Raw genomic sequence first — 23,180 nt, 5'->3', positions numbered from 1 at the left:
ATAAGCGAGTCACGGTTAAGTGACTCGCAAAAAATGATGTGTGGCTAAAATAGGCTCAGTATAGCCAGTTGACGCTAGCGAAGTAGCTTCTTCCCAACAATACTACGGGGCTGGCTTCATCATCTTCATAGATGCGAACATCGCTGAGGTTTTTTATTCCCACATTAAAGCTTAAATCATCGCTGGCACTGATAGTACTGGTTAAATCATAAGTTGTGTAAGGTTTCAGTTTAACTGGCGTGCTACCATACCATTGGCTGCCCGTATATTGCGTCGAGGCGCTAAAGGTTAATAACTCTGTGGGGATCCAGTTTACTTGGGCAAAAGCGATATTTTTAGGCTTTTCGGTTAACTCAGCTCCTGTGCTCTTATCCTCTGTTTCCATGTAATTATAATTGGCTTTAACATTCACATTATCGCTGATTTCTAAGCTGATTTCGTATTCTAAGCCCCAAATATCAACGTTGTCGGTATTCTCCCACAGTTTATCACCTGCGCTATAAGTGCCATCAGCCGCATCATCAGTCTGGAACACTGCACTGATATAATTTTTCGCCGTAGTTTGATAGGCCGTTAGGCTCGTACTCCAAACGTTATCACTGGCTAATAGGGCGATTTCATAATTGATACTGGTTTCGGGTTTTAAATCTGGATTACCATAAATATAACAGCTACCAATGCAACTAACGTCAGCATAATTGGCACTGTTTTGATAGGTTGATGGGGCTTTATAGGCCGAGCTAACGCCGCCTTTGACTGTGAAGATGTCATTGATCGTATAGGTCGCATAAGCACGAGGGCTAGTATGACCGCCAAAGACATTATCATTATCGTACCTTAAGCCAAGCGTGAGGGTAACATCAGCGTTTAGGTATAACTCATCTTGAGAAAAAAGAGCATAGGAGTTTCTCGTATCCCCTCCTGTAGTATAAGAATAAGGGTCTTTTACCTCAGAATTTTTGACTTCAAAACCACTGGTTAAAGTATTCCAGTCAAAATCGATATTGGCAAAGGACTTTAGCGTAAAGGTGTTTTCTTGTAAGTTTCTATGTTGCTCACCCGCACTGTAATTATTGTTATAATCATAGATATCGACTTGCTCATAGTTGAGTAAAGTCGTGGTGTCGATATTGCCGAATTGTCCGAAATGAGAAAGCCCGAACATATTTCGTTTTATTTCTTGTTCGCGAATGCCAGTACTGGAGTAATAATCGAGTGGCCGATGATCTTTATTATAATAATAATCAAATTCAAGAGACTGATTATCAGTAAGTACCCAGTTTAATGTCGTGGCAAAATTGACGGTTTGTTTTTCTTCTATCTCAGGATAAGTATTGTCATCAACTGGGCTCCAAGCATCCATATGATAGACATCAAGATAAGATTGCATGGACACATTCTGGCTCAGTGGGCCTGATACGCCAAGATTGGTTCTTGTTTGCGCGCCGCCGTCATTACCTTCTGTGACTTGATAGTCGGTATATAAATTACCACTCCATTCATCGGTGGGCGCTTTAGTGATGATATTGACCACACCGCCCATGGCTTCAGAACCATAAAGCGCAGACATAGGTCCACGGATAATTTCAACGCGTTCAATACTATTCATTGGCACGGGTAGGTTGTCGAAATTACCTCCACGCCACAGGGCTTGAGATGATGAAATACGTTTTCCATTGACTAAGATCAAGGTTTGATCGTCGTTCATGCCTCGTATGCTAATGTTGGCGCGTCCACTAGCACCACTAACAGCATTAATACCAACCTGTTGATTTAACAGATCGGTTAAATCATTACTAGGTTTAAGTGCGAGTTCTTCTGCCGAAAGGGTGGTAATCGATGCTGGAGCCGATTTGCTGTCTTGTAATCTTGTTGTGACGGTAATGACTTCATCTATCTTTTGAGTGTCAGTGGTGTCATCTGTTGCTTCAGCTATGGCACTTGCTGATAGTGCAGAAAAAACGAAACAAGAGATTAAATGAGGTTTAAACATATTGCATCTTGAAGTATACATCTGATCTTCCGATAGCCATGAAAGTTTATAGGGAAATGATAATCGTTTGCATTATCCTTTTTGGTTAGAAGAATATCAAGGCCCGATAATAGAAAAATGAAATACGTTGTTTTTATGTTGTCAGGGTTGTTTGTGGTGTATTTTTTGTTTTTATTATGATTATTTATTTTTCAATTTAACTCTTTATTTAAACTTGTCCGCAACAATTGTTGCCACTGTCTTTTTTAATTACTAAAATTGCCAAGCTATTTTAGATTAAGTGTTAATCATTACACCTATATGTGTGGAAAATTGTAATGTGGATAACTAACACTTATTAAGCATTTATTTAATTTCATATGGTTATTTCCTTTATAATGAATGCAATATTTAAGTGGAAAGCTTGGAAGGCTCACACAGTGAGGATGTCAACATTCTTTATTCTACGTTGAATATTTTCGATATACGACCCCAAGGATGGGGAAGATAGGGCGACGTTTGAACCAAAGCCGACGACCCCAAGGATGGGGAAGATAGGGCGATGTTTGAACCAAAGCCGAGAATAACGATTCGCTTCAAACATACGAGACCCCATGAATGTCTGTTAATGCAGGAGCAATTAACGACCTTGCTTAAAGTATGTTTAGCTTCCGCTGAAAGATCACCAATATAATGGAATGGGTATAACGACACAGCATAGGCACTGTTTTGTCTAAAGACAACTTGCACTGTTTGCACTGTTGCAGAAATTATCACCCAATTTCAGCGGCCGCCAGCATTTGTTGAAGTCTGATTGTAGACTTCAACAAAAACATATTAACATTACTATTTATTCACAGCATTGTTCGTATAATCTTGTAAGAGTCACAATCGGACCTAGTATAAGGGATAATGCTTACTGCTTATCTTTAGCGTCAATCAATAGCTTACATAACATAGGACCTATAGTCGTTAATGAATCTGGTGATAAAATATTGTCATGGGAAAAGGGTAACCTAAACTGTAAGAGATCTTGAACAAAGGGGGCCCATGATCTTTTAACATTCCAACCTTCAGGGAGTGTTTTTTCAGCAACAAAAAGATGCACGGTGCCTTGATAAGCTTGCGTTGACGCTTTAGATAGCAAACGTACAGTATCATCATAATTTGCAACAATATCAGTAAACATTTTATTTTGTTCTGTTAACGCAACCTCGTCCGCAATGTCATTCTCAACAGCTGCTAGAAACTGACGTTTTTCACGTTCTACTTCTTCTTTGGCTTCGGCTTCAGTAGGGCGTTTCCATTCTTGTCCTTCTGGTGGGTAAGTATCAAGTAAACCAACAAAGGATACTTGCTCTGCTTGGCTTTCTAATTTTGCTGCTAATGCCATAGCAACTGTCCCTCCAAATGAGTAACCTAAGAAACGATAGGGCCCCTCTGGCTGCACCCGTTTGAGTAGCGCATAATAATGTTCAATAGCAGCATTCATATCAACACTGACAGCAACAGCACCATTTGGTCGTGGTGATTGTAAACCTATGATAGGGTAATCACCGTTGAGGTATTTGGGGATCCCTGTATATTGCCATGAAAATCCTGAACCAGGATTAATACATATCAAGGGTAAGCCTTGCCCTTGTCGAATAGGCAATATATGCCCAAAGCCCGCTTTTTCAGGATCGTGACGTAAGGTTTCATCAACCAATACTTCTGCTAATCCTTCAACCGTTGGCGATACCATTATTTGTCCGACAGAAACAGGTAGTTCCAATTTTGACCTTAACTCAGCAGCGAGTTTCATTGCCATCAAAGAGTGACCTCCTAAATTGAAAAAGCTATCTTGTGCAGACACATGTTCTACATTTAATAATCTTTTAAAGGTTTGCGCAATAATGGTTTCAGCTCCTGCTGATGGTTCTCTATTTGATGGATCTGTTTCTAATTTAGGATCAGGTAATGATTTTTTATCTAACTTTCCATTAGCACTTAAGGGGAATGAGGACACTTCGACTAATGCTACAGGCACCATATGGGCAGGCAATGAAAGTGACAATTCAGCGAGCATTTGCTCATGATTTATCTGATACTCTTCATCTTGTTGACCTATTTCTTTTATATAATAACCAACGAGTTGACGATTATCTTCCAGTTGATTTGTTCGCAATGAATGGGATAATGCTCGTGCATGTACTGCCGCGTGTTTTATGGGTTTAAGTTGTAATAAAGCTTGTTCAATTTCACCGATTTCAACGCGTAATCCACGAATTTTTAACTGATCATCTGTCCGTCCTAAATATAGAAGGTTTCCATCGGGTAACCACTTAGCGATATCACCCGTTCGATACATTCTCTGTCCGTGTGCAAAGGGATCCGCAACAAAGCGATCTGCTGTTAGCTCAGGTCTATTTAAGTAACCACTTGCTAACTGGCAGCCGGTTAAATAAAGTTCGCCTACACACTCGACCCCAACGGCCCGAAGTTGGTGATCTAAGATCCGTAATTGAGTATTCCATACTGGAGCGCCAATCGGCACACCTTGCAGATCTTTTCCTATTGCTTTTTTAGCTTCGTAATAAGTCACATCAACCGCAGCCTCAGTTGGCCCATAAAGGTTATGTAAAGGGGCTAAGCAAAGGGATTGAAACTGTTCGGTTAAGGCGATTGATAATGCTTCTCCACTGCAAAAAACGTTTTTAATTGACGAATTTATTTGAGGTAAGTAGTCTGAATCTTTAACATTATCTAAGAATGCAGCTAACATAGAAGGCACAAAATGTAATGTTGTTATATGTTCTGATACGATAATATTTAATAATGCCTCAGGATCACGATGCACTTCTGGTGGAGCCATATATAAGCATGCTCCTTGAATAAGTGGCCAGAAAAATTCCCATACTGATACATCAAAACTGGATGGCGTCTTTTGTAACACTACATCACTACTCGATAAACAATATTCGTCTTGCATCCACAACAAACGATTAACAATTGCTTGGTTCGATACCACGACGCCTTTGGGGCGACCTGTTGAGCCCGACGTATAAATGACATAGGCAGCATCACTTGGCGCGACTTCTCTCAATTTGTGCTCAGTAATAAATGAGTTATTGATAGTTGTCGTTTGCATTAACTGCTCTATCGAAATGACATTCATTGGTAATTGACTAAACGCTTTTTCTGAGAATCTTGAAAACTGCTCTTGGGTGATTATTAAGGTATCAATATTGGCATCAGATAACATCATTGCTAATCTTTCATTCGGATAGCTACTATCCAAAGGTAAATACGCCGCGCCAATTTCAATCACAGACTGCAATGCAATACTCAGTTCGCAACTTCGTGGAATGGCAACACCAACAATGCCAGCTGGGATAGTGTCATCGTGTTTGTTATCGCTTCTATTGTTATGGGGGGAATTAGCTCTACATGACAATAGACCCAAGGAGACCTTCTCGACTAGATTGCGTACTTCTTGATAAGTCAGGGTTTGGTGACGGTCTTTTAATGCAATGGATAATGGTGATTTTTCTGCTTGTTTACGTAATAAGCCGCGTAATGAATTATTGGGTAATGCAATATCCGTATTATTTGCCGTCTTAATAAGGCTAATATCTGCTTCAGTTTGCATCGAGAGTTGCGCTAAGGTTATGGATGGATCGCTAACAACTTGTTTTATGATTTGAATAAAGCGCTTAGCTAAACGTTCAGCTTCGTGCACTTTGCCTCTATATTCAAATAACACGCGAATATCATTTCCAGGCAGTACCAAAATGGTTAATGGATAATGGGTATAACCTTTGTTTTCCACATGCTCAATACTCACACCTTTAAATGATTGTGTGAGTAGTGTTTCTTGTACGGGATAATTTTCAACAACCAATAAGGTATCAAAGAGGTTATCCACATCAATGAGCCGTTGAATCTCTCCTAGACCCAAACAGTCATAGGGCATTAGAGTAATTTGTTGTGCTTGCAACTTCATTAACTGTGCCAAAAAAGTGTCATCAGCATTAAAGTTAATATTAACGGGTAGCGTATTACTAAATAGCCCTACTTGTTCATCGACTCCACTTATGTCAGAGAACCGGCCTGATACTGGACTTCCAAAAACCACATTATTACGGCCAGTCATAGCCCCTAAATGAGCGCCCCACACCCCTTGAATTAATGTGTTTAACGTTACACCATGTTGTTGACAAAATTGATTCACTGCTGCAGTTAACTCTGTACCTAACGACTCATGTAATTCAGCCACTTTAAATGACTCTTGATTAGTATTTGAGTAAAGAATCGTAGGAGAGACATTTTCAAGTGCTGATTTCCATTGTGCTTTAGCCTCTTGAGTGGCTCTATTTGCCATTTGGTAGACAACATCTTGGTATGTATTTGTGTTTAAACTCAGACTTTCAATATCCTGATAGGTATTAAATAAATCGCGCAACAAAATAGGTGTTGACCAACCATCAATAATAAGATGATGAGCCGTGATGACAAGCTCATACTCTTCATCATACATTTTTATCAAGGTGATAAAAAACAACCTACCTTCATTGGCAGCTTTGACATTGTTATCTGAGCCTAAGCCAAAGTTTCGATAAGCTTCAGCCATGGTAAAAGAAAGCAAAGCTTGTTGTTTTGACTCATCACTTATTGCACTAAAATCCTTTGTGGAAATAGGGCAATAGCAACGGGCTTGTTCTAGCGTCATTGTCGGGATCAGTTGTAGTGGCTTACCCGTTAATTCAATATCAAATTGAGCCGCTAATTGAGGATATTTTACTAGTATATGTGCAACCGCCTCTTGCAGTTGTGGAAGGTTAATTTCTCCCTTGAGTGTCAGTCTGCTCGTAAAGCTATATTGACTCTCTTCATCGGCGACTTGAGCATGAAACAGCAAACCTGATTGCAATGGAAGTGTCGGTAAGATGATGGACTGCTCACCATAACGCTCAACAAGTAAATTTACTTCATCTGGAGTGGGCATGAATGCAGGCAGGATGGCTGGCATTGCTAATTGAGCCTGGTGAAGATCTGATGGCATTGTTATTGCCGCATTGGTACTGATTTCGTTCGCTTGTTGGAGATGGTTGTTGGGAAGTAATAATTCAGTCATAGACATGGCCATTTTAGCTGGCGTTCTATCTGTGAAAATATCCTGAGGTTTCAGTTCGAAACCTTTTTTACGTAGCATAATGCTTAATCTCATTGCACTAATGCTATCACCTGCCATTTTGAAAAAATCATCTTCAAGACCAACGCTATCGAGAGCTAGTATTGTCGAAATTTCATCACATATCATGATTTCTTTTTTCGTTGAAGGCAAAATACTAGTCTGGCTTGCAATAAAGGGTTTAGGTAATGCTTTCTTATTAATTTTACCACTTACTGTTAATGGCATTTCAGGTAAAATCGTTACGGCAGCAGGCACCATGTAATGAGGTAATACTTGACTAAGTTGTTCTTGAATGGATTCAGCCATCTGCTCATACATCGAAGTGTCACTTACCACAGTGCAGTACGCAAGCAATCGATTACCGTTTTCGGTTTTCTCGACAATAACAGCCACTTCTTTAGTATCTTCAAGAAACGATAATGCTGATTCAACATCACCTAATTCAATACGGAATCCTCTTACTTTAACTTGGTTGTCACATCGTCCTACAAAAATTAATTCTCCCTCCATTGACCATCGTACTATGTCACCTGTAACATACATTACATCACCGTTAGTAAACGGATCAGCAACAAAGCGTGTTGCCGTTATTTCGGGTCTATTGAGATAACCTGCAGACATGTTCTCACCGGCTAAATATAATTCACCATTAACGCCAACGGGTACAGGTGCTAAATTTTCATCAAGCACATAGACCCTAGTATTTGCAAAGGGACGTCCAATCAGTACATTCGGGCTTTGTGGACTGATTTCTTGACTTGTGGCATAAACAGTAAACTCTGTGGGTCCATAAATATTATGCGCTGATATGGATGAATATTGTAATGCTTGCCATAAAGAAGGAGGAACAGGTTCCCCACAAATTGTCATTAATTGCGGTTGATGATCAGCTTCGCATAATCCTGCTTGAACAAGTTGAGTGGCTAATGAAGGTGCAACTGCTAAGGTATCAATTTTGTCTCTATCAATTAAATCTAATAGGGCGAATACATCTTTCTTTATATCATCCTCATACAAATACAATGTATGCCCCAATGTCATCAGTAAGATAGGATCCCATGAAGTATCAAAAGAAAGTGAGCCGGTTAATGCAACGTGCAATGGATTATTTATCTTGTGGTTATGACTTTGGTGTGTCTTCTGTGAACCTTGGGTAGAAGGAATGCAGGAATAAACTTTATCTTCTAACGCAGCAACTAAATTAATTAATGCACCATGTGAAACCATGACTCCTTTAGGGCGACCGGTTGAACCTGATGTATAAAACACATAGGCCAGATCTTGTTTATTTACAACGCTTACATCTGCAGGTAATGGTGAATTATAACAAGCAGTTAGTAATTCCAAGGTTGATTTATCATCAAGGCGTAATGCTTCAATATTGCTCGGTAATAATGTTTGTTGTGCTTTGGTTGTCAAGATTAAACAGGGAACTTTATCTTCACACATCATGGCTAAGCGTTCAGCTGGGTGACTTAAATCTAAAGGTAAATAGACAGCGCCTATGCTCATAATTGCAAATATTGAGATAATTGATTCTGTACTTCGAGGTAACGCAACTGCAACTAAATCACCATGTTTAACATGATTTGACAATAGTAAACGACTTAGCTGATTCACTCTCTTAGCAAGTTGATTAAAGCTTATTTGTTGATCACCAAAGACAATTGCTGTATGGCTGTCATGTCTGCTAATGTGTTTAGACAAAAGCGTTACAATTGAATTTCCGTATTGATCTAAACTTATTTTTTTTCCCATCGACCATTGGGTAAGATGATTCGTTTCAGCAGGTGTAACTATCGATAATGCTGCAATAGTTCTGTCGACCTTCTTTTCGATATCAAGTCCATATTGAGACAATATATGGATTAAACGTTGACCATGTAACTGTAATTCTTTTTGCGTATATCGTGATGCATTAGCAGCAAATTCAATAGATAATGCCCCTTGATGTACATAAACCCCAAACTCGATATCCTCTATCGGGCCCGTTGCTAGTTGATGTGTATGTCCGCTGATACCTGCTAAATCTAATCTATAATCAAATAATTTACAGTTTAATGTGGCACTGTACATACGTTTTTGTCCACCAGCAAGACCTATATCCCTTTGTATTTGTTCAGCTTCATATTTTTGATGGCGGCGTATTTTTTTGACTTCTTTAATCAAGATATCAACAATGTTATTAAAGCTATACTCAGGTAATACTGTCACTATTAATGGCAATACATTCACTGCCGTACCAAGTGCTGTTAATGCTTGAGACCCCATCCTTCTCATTAATGGATAGCCAATGCATATTGTTTCTTGGTGTGTCATTTTGGATAAATATATCAAGATTGCAGCACTGGCAATATCTGCAATAGAAAAACAGGCACCTTGTTGTATTTGTTTTGAGACTGCTACAGGCAAGGTAAATTTATGCCGAATAACCTGAGTATTTAAGCCATCTACATTTGTTGATGCTTGATAGGATAATGAAGCTTGTGGTGGTATCTTACTACAATAGTCTTGCCAAAATTGTTGATCTTTGCCTTTTTTGGCCGAAGTGTCGTAGGCAATATACTCATTAATCACAGACTTATAAGATGTAAAAGGGCTTTTACCTATTTCACTTTTTGCGATTAATGCTGAATAAATATCAGTAATGCGTTGTGTTAGCGCGGTAAAGCTAAATCCATCCAACATTAAATGATGGTAACGTTGATACCAGAACCATCGGTCTTTGCCATTTTTAGTGGGTAGCTGAATGATTTTATGATGGTATGAATGGTTTACAACATCCGCTCTTGGTGCTTGCTCAATGTCATGTTGCATTAAAGACATAGCTTGCTCTTCGGCTTCAGAGGTCATAGATAAATCAATAAAACTGATATCATCTAATTGCTCAAATGTCGGTAACGGAAAAATAGTTTGCACTACACCATCAGGCATATTTTCATACACGCTATGGACAGTATCGGCTTCCATTAACCCTAGCTTAATCGCTTTATTTAATACGCCAACGTCGATATCACCAAAAAACTCAATGTATTGAGCGACCGCAAATGTATTATTTTTTGTTGCTAACTGATCGGCCAACCAGATCCCCAGCTGAGGTCCTACAATAGGAAATGATTCTGCTATCGAGGGAGAAATCAGAATAGTATTTGGCACAGTAAAGTCCTTCAATTTAATGACGTTAAAATAAATCTAGTTAAAAGTTAGCTGTAAACTATTAGGCATCAGTTAAGAAGGTGATACAGTTTTCACGATCGTCTGGACCATATACAATTTGCCAACCAGGAGGAATATCGGTAAAGTTTGGCCAGAGACTTTGCTGCTTCTTATCATTTATTAATACGAAAAATTGATATTGCGTGTTATCAAATGGATTTAGGTACTCGCTTTGCATTATTTATCCTTAACGGCCACAATGGGCGATGTCGTGATTGGTGAGGTAAGAGGGGGAATTATCGAGACATGTAGTTGTTGACTTTAACCATTGTATAAGACTCGTGATCAGTCCTTCACGCCAACAAACTTGGTCATGACCTCCACAATATTCTGTCATAGTAACTTGATGACCAGTACTCATCAGTGAACGATAGAAATGATGATTCAGGGCACTTAAACGCTTTTCTTTACTGCCTATTTGCATCACTAATTTTATATTATGGTTTGCTATATTCTTATTTTGTACTTGTGTTGTTAACCAAGCATTTTCTCTTTCTTTAGGGCTAAGTTCTTTATTCATCCATTGATGCATTAACCTTGGCGTAGGCCACCAGAACGAACCTGATTGACATAAAACATAATCGAACATACCAGGGCGGCTTAATCCAACAAACATTGCCGCCAATCCGCCTAAACTTTGACCAATAACGCCACGTTGACATGAGGCAATATCACGGTTAATTTTACATTCAATATCGACAAATAGCTCATCATTGACGGCTTGCCAAAATAATGGATTACAACCTAAATCTTGAGGGCGCTGCTGTAGAGAAACATTGCCAACAAATGCATAAATTGCAGGTGCTAAATATCCATCATCCGTTAGCCTTTGTAGGACTGAAAAGAGTGGCATTAACTCCGCCCAGTTTTCACCGTCTAACATCAGAATAAAAGGTTTGTCTACACAGGAGTCACTAGCCTTTTGAGTTTCTAATAACCACACTGAACGACTATTTTGCAGTAATGTGCTTTGCCAAGTGAATTGTTGTAACGTTTCAATGGATTTATTGGGTAAATTGCATTGATAATTTTCTGATTTATCCCATGCTTGCCAAATAGGTTGGCGTTTAGCATTAGGTAAATATAATAAGGAACGAGATTGTCCCCAAATACAATATATAGGGCTAGATTGATTCAATGGATCTGAAATGGCTAAATGTAAAATGGATCGCCACCATTGACTATGTGCTTTTCTGTGATTGCTCGTGATATCAACTTCACCACTGGTTGAGCTTTTTAAATAATGAATCGGCGCTAAATTGTCAGAATCGACAGGAATAAAAAAATAAGTACCGTGCCAGTCTGAGGGGATGATTGTTTTCCAAAACCACACATCCGTTCCAGAGATCCTTGTTAATTGCTGGGGGTTATCTTGATGGTGATCAGTAAGACAATTGATTTCGATATACACTGTGCACACTGAAGAGTAAAATTCATTACCCTGGGGATCACGCCAAATAAAGGTCACTTCACAAGTGTCGTCCATGTATTGAACGAGTGGTGTTCCCATCTGTTTGACCTTTGACCACCAATCAGCATGGCCTACATTGCCTGTTAGTAACAAATTATCTCCTAGCCAATATCATTGCTGTTTAATTTTTTAACTTGAAAAATCAATAGCGAATTATTGATCCAGCTCAATATAATAGAATCCTAATAGATTGTAAATAAGAATCATTATTGTTATCATTTAAGGTATTTGTTATAAATATTTATCTATATAATAAGAAAGGGATTCTCATGAAATTTCTACAAGGTCACAGTCGAAAATGTGTCTATAATGCAATTTCGGCACTTGTAGCAGTGAGCTGTGGTATTGAATCATTTAATGCATTAGCTAATGAAGTGCAACAAATTGAATATATATCTGCAACTTTTTATAGGCAAAATGCAACAACTGCCCCTGTTTCTATGTCATTTTTAAAAGATGAAGATGACGTCTCATTAACGAATTATGGTGAAGCAACACGCGAGCAGTCAATTGACCGACTAACTTTGGGTCTGACACATGAGGCAGAATGTGATTGGGGTGGAACAAAGACACTATTTAATTCCTCTGCAGCTGATTTATATGATTATAATTCACGTTATTCTCTTCAAGCACCATTAAGCAGAGATATAAAAGAAACGTTGACGATCGCTAGAGCCACCGTATTTTTGCCTTTTAATTTCCATGACGTTACTTTTGGTACAGCTTTTAGCGTACCGATATTATTTGAACCCTCAAGATCGTTTAGCTCCGTTAGCTGCAGTGGTGTCTGCCAGATTTCAGGTAATCCTGATTTAAAAGAAGAAATAAGTGTTAATAATGACGTGTTGGTGCCAGTCAACAAAGAAGATTGGTCAATTTCATTAACCTTGTTCAACAACACAGTTAAAGAGCTGATCACAGTTGAAGCTTGGAATGGAGAAAGCTTTACATCTTCTTATTTTTATAGCTCACTTTAGGTTAAGTCAACATTATGATTAAGATGGTATTTATACTTATATTTATTACAGCTTGTTGTCTGCTGTATCTTACACAGAAACATCAAAATTGGCGACGAAAATCGCTAGCAAAAAAACCATGGCGTATTCTTGGTTTTATTACATTGTTTATTTCTTTATGTGGTTTTTTGTCTGTTTATTCAACAGGGGCTGCTTTATTTGTCTGGTTTGTGCTTTTGATGGTTATTTTTGGCATTTTACCGTTTTTAACGTTAATAAAACCTAAGGGGAATCAAGAATAACATGCAAGAAAAAACAAAAATACAAGCCGATTGGTGGAGCAAGAGTCTATCTGGAGCCATATTGGGATTTACATTAGCAATATTGTTGAGCGGCATTTTTGCCTGGGCTGGCTATGGGGGCATAGATGCACCAGCTAAGGTACAGTTTAACATGTGGATTATTTCCCCTATTTGGTTGTTAGTCTTAAGCTTTGTCTATTTATTTCAATCTGGAAAATCAGCATTTTTTTGGTTGTTAGCTTGTAATATCATTGCATGGCTAATACTCAGTTGGGTAAAACACTAAATACCATTTAGGTTGAGGAAAAATAATGAAAGTACGTAGCGACATTCTTCGTATTTATCAATCAATACATATTTGGACAGGGATAATCACTGGGTTAGTTTTGTTTATTGGGTTTTATGCAGGTTCATTAACCATGTTCAAATCTGCTATTGATCGCTGGATAGCCCCGCCAAATCAAGTCCTAGCGCCTATCTCACAAGATAAAACACAGCAATTAGTTGATACTGTTTTACATAATATGCCGACCTCTCAACAAGGTTTCACGCTCTTTTTAAATGCTAAAGAGCTCAATCAATCCCCACTGATCTGGTACGACAAACCTCAAGATAGGGAGCTGTCTTTAAATACCACACAATGGCATGCGACACTGAATGAACAAGATAAATTAGTGACACAGCAAGTGACCCCATCAGCACTAGCAGAATTAATTGATATGTTACACCGCACGGCTGGAATACCTGGAATGGCAGGGCATGAGCAGGTGGGAGTGTTAGTGCTAGGTGTTGCTGCTGTATTGTATTTTATTGCGCTAGTATCAGGCATTATATTCTTATTGCCTACCTTAACGAAAACATTTTTAGCCTTGAGAAAAGGGAAATCAACCAGTCGTTTCTGGCTGGATTCACATAATATTCTTGGATTAACCAGCTTACCTTTTCATATTGTGATCAGTGTGACTGTTGTAGTGTTTGCTTTTCATGATGTCCTTTATGGAGGATTACAAGCAATAGTATACGATGATAAGCCCCTTTTTACTCGCCCAGAGTCCACACTATCGGCCCCGGCTACTATTGATAACTTATTAACAGTTGAAGAGTTACTTGAAAAAGCAAAAGCAATTGCGCCAGAGTTTACTGTTACCAATATGGTATTTTCTAACTTACAAGGTCAGTGGCCTTCTGTGCGGTTAGGTGTTTACAATCCAGAGCATATTATGCGTGGCCCGATAACCGATTACCTCTTTTTTAATCCATATAGTGGCATATTACTCAACAGCACATTGCAGCCGGGTTCAGAAGGCATTTGGAATAGGATTGTAGCCTCCTTTTTTGCCTTACATTTTGGCAGCTATGGCGGAGATTTAGTGCGTTGGTTGTATTTTTTCCTCGGACTTGGGGGCGCGTTTCTATTTTATTCTGGTAACTTATTATGGCTAGAAAAACGACGAGTTAAATTGAAAAAAGACAGGCCAGCACAACCACAGTCAGCCAGTTGTTATAGCATTGCCAGCGCAACCGTCGGTATATGCATAGGCTCAATAGCTGCGGTGTTATTCACTATGGTGATTGGAAAATGGTTATATCTTCATGTTTCCAACATTAATCACTATTATTACCCCTTGTATTACAGTATTTTTATCAGTTTAGTGTGTTGGGCATTTTGGCGTGGTGCAGCGCGTTCAGCGATAGAATTACTTTATCTAACGGCCATTGCTGCTTTTGCTATTCCTGTCACCTCTGTGATCGCTTGGTTTGATATCTTCCCCATATGGTCATCACAATCAATGGCAACATTAGGTGTGGATATGACAGCTCTGATAGCGGGGGTCATCATGTTACTATTAGCACAAAAAGCCAAGTTTCGTGCATTAAATGGCGCACCCGATAGTGTTTGGTCATTTCAGAGTTATCAGGTCAGATTAGCTTCCAAAAAGATCCAAGTAAAGTTGGATGACAGCGAGGATAAAGTCATTTCAGGATAATTAACTTGTTAAAAACGTAACCTTATTATTTAACAATGATTCTAAATATAAAAAACGACTCATCATTATGTGTCGTTTTGTTTTTATTTTAGCTTCAATCTCTAAACGAAGTGAGGTTGCTAATCCACAGGCCCTAATTTTCGATCGAATCTATCAAGATAACCAGCCAGTAGCTATGTCATTACTGCTGAAGCCAGCATTGTTCCATCAATCAAGTAACCAATGCGTGCGGGATTAAACACAATGCTTTTAGTCAAGTCTGGGCCTAACGGAACGACCATCATAAAACCACCAAGAGATATTATATTGATTAAAAATTATAGTCTGATTAAGAGGTTATTTGGTGTAGAGCATGCTTTTCTGGCAAGTTCATATGCTTGTCCTTAGATGTTAATGAAAAAATAAATAAGAGACAGATAAGGACATTTTGAAACACAATTGAGTCATTGTATACATTAATTTAACACAATTACGAATGATAATCATTGTCATTCGTAATAGCGTTGACAGGAGTGTCATTGACATGCGAACATCCCGCCACTCACTTTGACTTATCAAGATTGAACGTTTCATTGTGAGCACGCTCAGCGACTTATTAGTTACGGCTAGCCAAGTATTCGTTATTGTTTTTTACATAATAAATAGTGAATAAACGGGGCTTCAATTTACAAAAGGAACGTCAAATGGAACGTTTTAGCAACGTCAAAAACGATCTTCAATTTGAAGATACTGAAACAGAGCTAAATCCACAGTTTATTTTTACTTCTCAATATCGCTCGTTAGTTGCCTCAGGTATTGCTTGTCGAATATCGAATAAAGGTCTTAATCAAGATGAATTTATTGAAGCAATAAAATTACAATTAAATAAACTAAAAGCCGATGGAGAAAAAAAACCTATCGTCATTGGAGCCATTCCATTTGATACCTCAGCAGAAACAGAATTCATTATTCCAGAATCCAGCACGTTTTCTGAAACACTAGTAACAAATCATGTCAGGCATAATAAGACTGCTCAGTGTGCATCACTCTCTCAAGTAACAGATGAAAACCATTTTAAAGCTGCAGTCAATAAAGCGCTTTTGTTGTCAGAACATACGCATTTAGACAAAGTGGTATTATCTAGAGCCGTTGATGTAGAGACGACGACTAGACTGAATGCCAATGACATGGCCAGCACTTTATATCAACAAAATCCCAGCGCGTTTATTTTTTCAATTCCTCAATCTAATGGAACAACTTTGATTGGCGCTAGTCCTGAATTATTAGTGAGTAAACAAGACGATCATGTTATTAGTAACCCACTGGCAGGCTCAAGAAAACGGACAAATTCAATAACAGATAATCAACAAATATCTGATGAGTTATGGCAATGTGAAAAAGATAGATACGAACACAAATTGGTTGCTGATGCCGTCTCTAACCACCTCAGCCCTTTTTGTAATACATTGAATGCACCTGATACCCCTTCGATCATTGAAACCTCAACAATGCTACATCTATCAACTAAAATTGAAGGGAAACTCGCCTCTAAAAGCACATCGGCTTTAGATCTTGCCTATGCTTTACATCCTACCCCCGCTATTTGTGGTACACCGTCAGCATTAGCCAAAGTAACGATTCAACACTTAGAAGGTTACGACAGAGCACAATTTTGTGGGGCTGTTGGTTGGATGGATGCAGAAGGAAATGGTGAATGGGTCGTTACAATTCGATGTGGGATCATAAAACAAAAGAGTATTCGTCTTTATGCTGGAGCGGGTATTGTTAAAGGTTCAGATCCCATTGCAGAATTTAACGAAACAGAAGCAAAGCTCAATACCATGCTTACAGCACTTGGATTACAGTTTCCGTCAACGCCCATTCAGACTCGTCAATCGGTAGCAACAATATGAGTATTCAATTTACTCCCTGGCCTGAAGACATCGCCACTGATTATATTAACAAGGGTTATTGGAGCAACGAACCTCTAACCCATATTATTCATAATCAACTGCAGAATAACGGGAATAAACTTGCATTAATTTGTCAGGGAAGAACCTTTACTTATCGTGATATTGATTCGTTAAGTAATCAACTTGCATCTCATTTATTAGCGCGAAAACTTCCAGATGATGCAACGGCTCTTGTACATCTGCCCAATAGCGCAGAATTTTACATTGTGTTTTTTGCCTTATTAAAATGTGGCATTACACCGGTAAATGCATTATTTAGCCACAGTTCACATGAACTCATCGCCTTTAGTAAACAAATAAAACCCGCCTTGGTTATTTTGTCTACACAACATACATTGGTAAATAATGACTATGTGACCGCTCAGTTATTAACAAAACTTGGCCCACATTGCATCAATTTAGACAATACTCTTATTGTCGGCGGTACAATAGAGGGAAGCAAGGAATTAGCCCCTATGTATTGGATCAATAATCCTTCCAAATTATCATTTAACGATAGCGACAGTGTCGACATAGTTAATTGTGAAACCGCTGCTGAACAAGTGGCTTTTTTTCAATTATCCGGTGGCAGTACGGGCACACCTAAGCTTATTCCTAGAACCCATAATGATTATTATTACAGTATTAGGCAAAGCGCCCTGATCTGTGAGCTTTCACATAATACCGTTTATTTATGTGCATTACCTGCACCCCACAACTTTACCCTTAGTTCACCGGGTGCCCTAGGGGTATTCTATGCGGGAGGAACAGTTGTAACGGCTTCAGATCCGAGTCCTACTACATGTTTTCCATTAATTAAGCAACATGGTGTTACATTTACTGCATTAGTCCCTCCTGCATTACATCTTTGGCTTAAAGAAGCCAATCAAAGTAACAATGTTGATACAAACTGTACAGTGAAGTCATTACTCTGTTCTCTTAAAACCATACAGGTGGGGGGGGCGAAACTGAGTTGTGTCATTGCGGAACAAGTCAACAATGTTCTCAATTGCCAGTTACAACAAGTCTTTGGAATGGCAGAAGGTTTAGTCAATTACACTCTCTATTCTGATAGTCAATGGCATATCAACAATACGCAAGGTAAGCCAATGTCTCCTTGTGATGAGATAAAAGTATTGAATGAAGCAGGCTTGCCGGTAGCCATTGGCGAGGTTGGCGAATTATGGACAAGAGGACCCTATACATTTAGGGGGTATTATAAGTCTCCGGCTATCAACAAACTAGCCTTCGATCACCATGGCTTTTATTGCACGGGGGATTTAGTCAAACTCACCCCTTCAGGGCATCTTATTGTCATGGGGAGGAACAAAGACCAAATTAATCGGGGTGGTGAAAAAATTGATGCGCTGGAAATTGAAGAGCTCTTGCTTCATATACCCGCTATAACAGATATTGCACTCGTCGCATTAGCGGATGACATTTTAGGTGAATCGAGTTGCGCTGTTGTTGTAAAGAATACTGAAATAAAAGCGCGAGATATTCGTCGTTATTTAAGAGAGCAAGGTGTTTCGAGCTATAAGATACCCGATCACGTGGTCTTTGTGGATGATTTACCGAAAACGGCTGTGGGTAAAACAGACAAACGCTACTTGCGTAGATCATTGACCACAAACATGAACAAAAAAAACACGCCAGAATTTACTTGTAAATAGGATTATTATGTCTATCAAATCATTAGCCGCTTATACATTGCCATCATCAGTTGACATCCCTAAAAATAAGGTGTCTTGGCAGTTTGATCCGAGTAGAGCTGCGTTGCTTATTCATGACATGCAAGAATATTTTGTCGATTTTTACGGTGAAAATAATGACTTGATTAAACAAGTTATAAGTCATATTGCGGCACTTAAAGCATTTTGTAAGGCTCAAGGCATACCCGTTTACTATACCGCTCAGCCTCAGGAACAATCCGATGAGGATCGAGCGCTACTTAACGATATGTGGGGGAAAGGTTTACCCCAACACCCTGAAAAAAAGCCAATAATAAGTGAATTAACGCCAGATGAAGATGATATTGTATTCACAAAATGGCGATATAGTGCTTTTTATCGTTCTTCATTAAAAGAGCAAATGACATCTCAAGCTAAGGATCAACTGATTATTTGTGGGATCTATGCCCATATAGGTGTAATGCAAACAGCCGTAGATGCTTTTATGCATGATATTAAGCCCTTTTTAGTGGCTGATGCTATTGCTGATTTCACATTAAAAGATCACCTCACTGCATTGAATTACATTGCAAACAATGCTGGCAGAGTGGTCTGTGTAGACGATATTGTCACTCTTGATGCTAAAAATCAGGCTAACAAGTTATCAAAAAGCGAAATGAGGGCCCAGATCCTTCCGTTAATTGAAGATGCCGATGAACTGGATGATGATGATAATTTAATGGATTTTGGCTTAGATTCGGTAGCAGTCATGACTTTACTTTCTTTATGGCAAAAACAAGGTCTCAATGTAACATTTGTTGAACTAGCAAAGGCACCGACTATCAATGGTTTTTGGCACACAGTGTCACAAGCTAATGCATTATAAATAGAGTGATTAGAATGAACTCGACATTAAATAATGAGGAAGAATGGGCAAATAAAACCATTTGGGTAACAGGTGCCAACCAAGGTATTGGAGCTGCTACGGCTAAAAAATTTCAACAGTTAGGTGCCAATGTCATTGGCTTTGACCTAAATTTTACGGGATCCGACAACAATATTACTCAAGTTGTTTTAGATATTAGTAATGAAAATGACGTAATAAATACATGTAAGCAAGTTATTGAAGAGCATGGCACTGTAGATGCGTTAATTAATATTGCAGGCATACTGCATATGGGCAGCATCATGGAGCTGACAACCGAACAATGGATGTCGTCATTTAATGTTAATGTTTCAGGTGCTTTTCACCTTATGCGCCAAGTTATCCCTTTAATGAAAGCAAACCAAGGTGGGGCAATAATCAGTGTCTCTTCAAATGCTAATCATATGCCTCGTATGTCTATGGCGGCATACAGTGCCTCTAAATCAGCACTGACTAACCTGTCTTTAGTTGCTGGACTCGAATTGGCGAAGTACGGCATTCGTTGCAATATTGTTTCTCCTGGCTCAACACAAACCCCTATGCAATGGTCTCTTTGGCAAGATAAAAACGGGGAAGAAAAAACCATTGAAGGATTTCCTGAACAATTTAAACCAGGTATTCCATTAGGAAAATTAGCCTCCCCAGAAGATATCGCCAACACAGTGGTTTTCTTAAGCTCCTCACAAGCTAGTCATATAACATTGCAAGACATTGTGATTGATGGCGGAGCCACGTTAGGTAAGTGATCTCATCACCATACATCCATGTAATATTCTTATATATTCCCATGGGTGCCGATCACCTGTTCTCATTTCAGGTGATCACTTATATATTTGAATGGGTATTATTGTCCTTTCTGGGTGATCGCCATTCTCTAATGGTACAGGTATTCATCCTAGGGGGGCTCAATTAGCAAAGATACTGTGTTAGTTGGCTTTAGGCTCAACGAAGATGGATACGGCTAGTGATGTATTAGTCATATAAGTTTCGTTCACTAGGCACATCACTTTTATATTGCACAAATTCCACTTCATAGCCATCGGGATCTATGTAATAAACGTTTTCTCTATGACGGCTGTCAGCCCCTTCTTTATCGACATCATAACCAATGGCTTTTAACCGATTGATGATCCCTTGTAAATCGTGAGTGACAAATGCAAAGTGAGCAAGGCCTACTTGATGTCCACTGAGGTCACGGTTTTCACCTTCACCACTATCATTGAGGCTTAAATATTGATAATCATCGCCAAAGTGGACCCAATTCCTTGGTTTACCATACCAACTGCCTTTATCACCGCCACGTATACGCCAATGTGGAAAAATGGCTTGATAAAAGTGCAGTGATCTTGAAATGTCTTTAACGACAAGATTAATGTGTTCAAGTTGGATCATGATTTTCTCCTTAAAATCTATTTTACTAATTGATATAGTTGGTTAAATGTGTCTCACATACCGTAGGCATATTCTTGCTGTTTAGGATAAGGTGTCGCGCTGTGTTGTTGCCTAATTGAGAACAGCGCTTTGGCATATTGGTGTAGCATATGCGTACTGTAATCGATTCTTTCTTTTATTGATTTATCTCTTTCGCTTGCGATTGCCTGAGTATTTAACACCTCAGTGACGTTGCGAATGATTAAGTGATCAGGTGTGGCCACCAGTTTGTTGTTTTTTAATGCGTTCATGCGCAGCTCTGCAATAGGGTAGGCACCACTTATTCCACTCACTACCGACATTAATAAAGCCGGCTTATGTGCAGTATCTTGGTTGTCACACATGAGGAGAAAGTTTTTCAGCAGTGGTGATGCCATACCGCCCCATTCTGGTGTAATTAAAATCAGAGCATCGGCTTGTTTAACTTGCTGGCTAATGAAAGGCCAAGTACTGCTATCTTGTGACTTTGTATGGCTATCGCCATTCCAAAAAGGGAGTGCATAACGGCACAGTTCTAAGTGATTAACTTCATTGAAGTCTTTATTATTATCATATAAGTATTGCGCAACTTTGGCACTTTGTGAGCCTTCCCTTTGGCTGCTACTGACAATGAGTAATTTCATTTTTCGTTATTCCTTTAATGGGTTTCTATTATATAAAGTAAATGCTTTATATAATAAAGTAAAGAAAAAAGTTTACTTAATTGGCAGATCAGTAATAATAGCGGGATCTTTTTAATAAGGGCTGTTGATGGACAAAGTGATAAAGGAGGGGGAAGTGAAAACCAGTGAGAAAATAATACAAATGTTAAAAACCCAAGGACCGTTAACAGCAAAAGTATTAGCAGAAGCCTTAGCATTAACGACCATGGGAGTGCGTCAGCATTTACAGGGGTTAGAAGACAGTGGTGATGTGATTTTCGAAGACAAAAAAGCGGCAAGAGGGCGGCCGACACGTTTTTGGTCATTGACGAGCCAAAGCAATAGCCACTTTACCGATCGTCACAGTGAGTTGACGGTGCAATTAATTGATTCGGTTAAAACCGTTTTTGGTGATCAGGGGCTTAATCAATTGATTGAGCATAGAGAATCTACGTCCTTGGATTTGTACCTGAACGCCATGAGTGGTAAAACAGAATTGATTGAAAAATTACAGGTGCTTAAACAGTTGAGGACTGATGAAGGCTATATGGCTAGCATTGAACAAGAAGGGGATATTTTATGGTTGTTAGAAAACCATTGCCCTATATGTGCTGCGGCGAGCCAATGTTTAAACTTTTGTCGTTCTGAATTACAGCTTTTTCAACGCTTATTTGAAGCTTGTGCTATCGTGAGCCGAGAAGAACATATTATTGAAGGCGCGAGGCGCTGTGCTTATAAGATTGTGCCTCTTTAGGAAGGCGAGGTTATTATGCAATCAAAACGGGGTCGCTTAGACAGGTTTCTTGGTAAAATGCTACAAATTAGCATCAAACAAGTTCAGGTTATGTTGGCTAAAAAGCGGGTTTGGGTCGACGGTCAAGTGGTTACCGCGAGGGATTTACCCATTGATGAATTTTCTCATATTTGTGTGGATGGATGCGCCCTGCAACAGAATTTGCCGAGCTATATCATGTTACATAAGCCCGTTGGCGTGGTGAGTGCAACACGGGATAGGCAACATAGGACTGTGATTGATTGTTTAACGGCTTCTGAGTTAATCACAAATAATATAAATATTACCGATCTTCATATTGTGGGGCGATTAGATCTCAACACCTCAGGCTTATTATTGTTAACTAATGATGGTCGTTGGTCTAGCGCCTTGATGTCACCCAAAAATAAAGTTGAAAAAGTCTATCGAGTGACACTACAAAATCCTTTAACGTCAGATTATATCGATGCGTTTGCCGCGGGTATGTATTTTGCCTATGAAGATATTACTACTTTACCCGTAAAGCTTGAGATCCTCAGTGAATATGTGGCGATAGTGACGTTAATGGAAGGACGCTATCATCAAATTAAGCGGATGTTTGGTCGCTTTCGCAATCCTGTGGTTGCATTACACAGAATATCCGTTGGAAAAATCGTTTTAGATAGCGACTTACCTACGGGGTATTATCGAAGCCTGACAAACACAGAAATTGCGCTCCCGGAATAAGGA

16 protein-coding genes are annotated in these 23,180 nt (G+C 39.0%); 10 read left to right on the top strand and 6 right to left on the bottom strand.

Translation table 11 applies throughout. The features are described from left to right. Positions 1–55: 55 nt before the first annotated feature. From Q0791_RS01355 to fes, 4 genes are all read right to left on the bottom strand, one after another. A complete protein-coding gene (locus Q0791_RS01355) occupies positions 56–1,993 on the bottom strand; it encodes a TonB-dependent siderophore receptor (RefSeq protein ID WP_299002047.1) in 1,938 nt (645 codons plus the stop codon). A gap of 895 nt (positions 1,994–2,888) precedes the next feature. Continuing rightward, positions 2,889–10,304, bottom strand: coding sequence for a non-ribosomal peptide synthetase (locus tag Q0791_RS01350; RefSeq protein WP_299002045.1), 7,416 nt, complete (start codon positions 10,302–10,304; stop codon positions 2,889–2,891). Between the two features lie 61 nt (positions 10,305–10,365). Then, on the bottom strand, positions 10,366–10,542 hold the full coding sequence (locus Q0791_RS01345; protein ID WP_299002043.1) for an MbtH family protein: 177 nt from the start codon (positions 10,540–10,542) through the stop codon (positions 10,366–10,368). Positions 10,543–10,551: 9 nt separating this feature from the next. Then, positions 10,552–11,928 (bottom strand): enterochelin esterase, encoded by a 1,377-nt coding sequence (gene fes / locus Q0791_RS01340; RefSeq protein ID WP_299002041.1) that lies wholly within the window; start codon positions 11,926–11,928, stop codon positions 10,552–10,554. A 176-nt stretch (positions 11,929–12,104) separates the two neighbouring features. Between fes and Q0791_RS01335 the strand changes: the two genes are divergently transcribed. The 8 genes from Q0791_RS01335 to dhbA all read left to right on the top strand — a co-directional run bounded on the left by Q0791_RS01335 (position 12,105) and on the right by dhbA (position 20,353). Continuing rightward, positions 12,105–12,812 carry a TonB-dependent receptor gene (locus tag Q0791_RS01335; protein WP_299002039.1) on the top strand — a complete coding sequence of 236 codons (708 nt, stop codon included), beginning with the start codon at positions 12,105–12,107 and terminating at the stop codon, positions 12,810–12,812. Positions 12,813–12,826: 14 nt separating this feature from the next. Continuing rightward, on the top strand, positions 12,827–13,093 hold the full coding sequence (locus Q0791_RS01330) for a hypothetical protein (RefSeq protein ID WP_299002037.1): 267 nt from the start codon (positions 12,827–12,829) through the stop codon (positions 13,091–13,093). Between the two features lies 1 nt (position 13,094). Next, a complete protein-coding gene (locus Q0791_RS01325; protein ID WP_299002035.1) occupies positions 13,095–13,379 on the top strand; it encodes a hypothetical protein in 285 nt (94 codons plus the stop codon). Between the two features lie 25 nt (positions 13,380–13,404). Further along, positions 13,405–15,081, top strand: a complete 1,677-nt coding sequence (locus Q0791_RS01320) for a PepSY domain-containing protein (RefSeq protein WP_299002033.1) — start codon at positions 13,405–13,407, stop codon at positions 15,079–15,081. Positions 15,082–15,764: 683 nt separating this feature from the next. Continuing rightward, a complete protein-coding gene (locus Q0791_RS01315) occupies positions 15,765–16,973 on the top strand; it encodes an isochorismate synthase MenF (RefSeq protein WP_299002032.1) in 1,209 nt (402 codons plus the stop codon). Continuing rightward, on the top strand, positions 16,970–18,685 hold the full coding sequence (locus Q0791_RS01310) for an AMP-binding protein (RefSeq protein WP_299002031.1): 1,716 nt from the start codon (positions 16,970–16,972) through the stop codon (positions 18,683–18,685). The genes Q0791_RS01315 and Q0791_RS01310 overlap by 4 nt, the downstream gene beginning before the upstream one ends. Positions 18,686–18,692: 7 nt before the next feature. Beyond that, positions 18,693–19,568, top strand: coding sequence for an isochorismatase family protein (locus tag Q0791_RS01305; protein WP_299002029.1), 876 nt, complete (start codon positions 18,693–18,695; stop codon positions 19,566–19,568). A gap of 14 nt (positions 19,569–19,582) precedes the next feature. Then, the gene (gene dhbA / locus Q0791_RS01300; RefSeq protein ID WP_299002027.1) at positions 19,583–20,353 is read left to right on the top strand and encodes a 2,3-dihydro-2,3-dihydroxybenzoate dehydrogenase; all 771 of its coding nucleotides are present in this window, start codon (positions 19,583–19,585) and stop codon (positions 20,351–20,353) included. Positions 20,354–20,579: 226 nt separating this feature from the next. Here dhbA and Q0791_RS01295 read toward each other — a convergent pair whose 3' ends face one another. Together Q0791_RS01295 and Q0791_RS01290 are read right to left on the bottom strand one after the other, a co-directional pair. Continuing rightward, the gene (locus Q0791_RS01295; protein WP_299002026.1) at positions 20,580–20,999 is read right to left on the bottom strand and encodes a VOC family protein; all 420 of its coding nucleotides are present in this window, start codon (positions 20,997–20,999) and stop codon (positions 20,580–20,582) included. A 53-nt stretch (positions 21,000–21,052) separates the two neighbouring features. Next, entirely contained in the window at positions 21,053–21,661 is a 609-nt protein-coding gene (locus tag Q0791_RS01290; protein ID WP_299002024.1) for an NAD(P)H-dependent oxidoreductase, read from the bottom strand. A 154-nt stretch (positions 21,662–21,815) separates the two neighbouring features. On the opposite strand from Q0791_RS01290, the gene Q0791_RS01285 reads away from it, so the two are divergent. Then, complete coding sequence (locus Q0791_RS01285; RefSeq protein ID WP_299002108.1) at positions 21,816–22,433, top strand: metalloregulator ArsR/SmtB family transcription factor; 618 nt, start codon at positions 21,816–21,818, stop codon at positions 22,431–22,433. A 15-nt stretch (positions 22,434–22,448) separates the two neighbouring features. Next, positions 22,449–23,177 (top strand): 16S rRNA pseudouridine(516) synthase, encoded by a 729-nt coding sequence (locus Q0791_RS01280; protein ID WP_299002023.1) that lies wholly within the window; start codon positions 22,449–22,451, stop codon positions 23,175–23,177. The last annotated feature ends 3 nt before the right edge of the window (positions 23,178–23,180 follow it).

It is taken from the genome of uncultured Shewanella sp., from assembly GCF_947495455.1.
In the GTDB taxonomy this organism is placed as follows: Bacteria; Pseudomonadota; Gammaproteobacteria; order Enterobacterales; family Shewanellaceae; genus Shewanella.
The sequence above is the reverse complement of the archived record's forward strand: the minus strand, read 5'-3'. Positions and strand labels throughout refer to the sequence as shown.

What these genes read in the sequence shown, in the direction of transcription:
- Q0791_RS01355 (WP_299002047.1), bottom strand. Translation starts at nt 1,993, where the DNA reads ATGTTTAAACCTCATTTAATCTCTTGTTTCGTTTTTTCTGCACTATCA.
- Q0791_RS01345 (WP_299002043.1), bottom strand. Translation starts at nt 10,542, where the DNA reads ATGCAAAGCGAGTACCTAAATCCATTTGATAACACGCAATATCAATTT.
- Q0791_RS01335 (WP_299002039.1), top strand. Translation starts at nt 12,105, where the DNA reads ATGAAATTTCTACAAGGTCACAGTCGAAAATGTGTCTATAATGCAATT.
- Q0791_RS01330 (WP_299002037.1), top strand. Translation starts at nt 12,827, where the DNA reads ATGATTAAGATGGTATTTATACTTATATTTATTACAGCTTGTTGTCTG.
- Q0791_RS01325 (WP_299002035.1), top strand. Translation starts at nt 13,095, where the DNA reads ATGCAAGAAAAAACAAAAATACAAGCCGATTGGTGGAGCAAGAGTCTA.
- Q0791_RS01320 (WP_299002033.1), top strand. Translation starts at nt 13,405, where the DNA reads ATGAAAGTACGTAGCGACATTCTTCGTATTTATCAATCAATACATATT.
- Q0791_RS01315 (WP_299002032.1), top strand. Translation starts at nt 15,765, where the DNA reads ATGGAACGTTTTAGCAACGTCAAAAACGATCTTCAATTTGAAGATACT.
- Q0791_RS01310 (WP_299002031.1), top strand. Translation starts at nt 16,970, where the DNA reads ATGAGTATTCAATTTACTCCCTGGCCTGAAGACATCGCCACTGATTAT.
- Q0791_RS01305 (WP_299002029.1), top strand. Translation starts at nt 18,693, where the DNA reads ATGTCTATCAAATCATTAGCCGCTTATACATTGCCATCATCAGTTGAC.
- dhbA (WP_299002027.1), top strand. Translation starts at nt 19,583, where the DNA reads ATGAACTCGACATTAAATAATGAGGAAGAATGGGCAAATAAAACCATT.
- Q0791_RS01295 (WP_299002026.1), bottom strand. Translation starts at nt 20,999, where the DNA reads ATGATCCAACTTGAACACATTAATCTTGTCGTTAAAGACATTTCAAGA.
- Q0791_RS01290 (WP_299002024.1), bottom strand. Translation starts at nt 21,661, where the DNA reads ATGAAATTACTCATTGTCAGTAGCAGCCAAAGGGAAGGCTCACAAAGT.
- Q0791_RS01280 (WP_299002023.1), top strand. Translation starts at nt 22,449, where the DNA reads ATGCAATCAAAACGGGGTCGCTTAGACAGGTTTCTTGGTAAAATGCTA.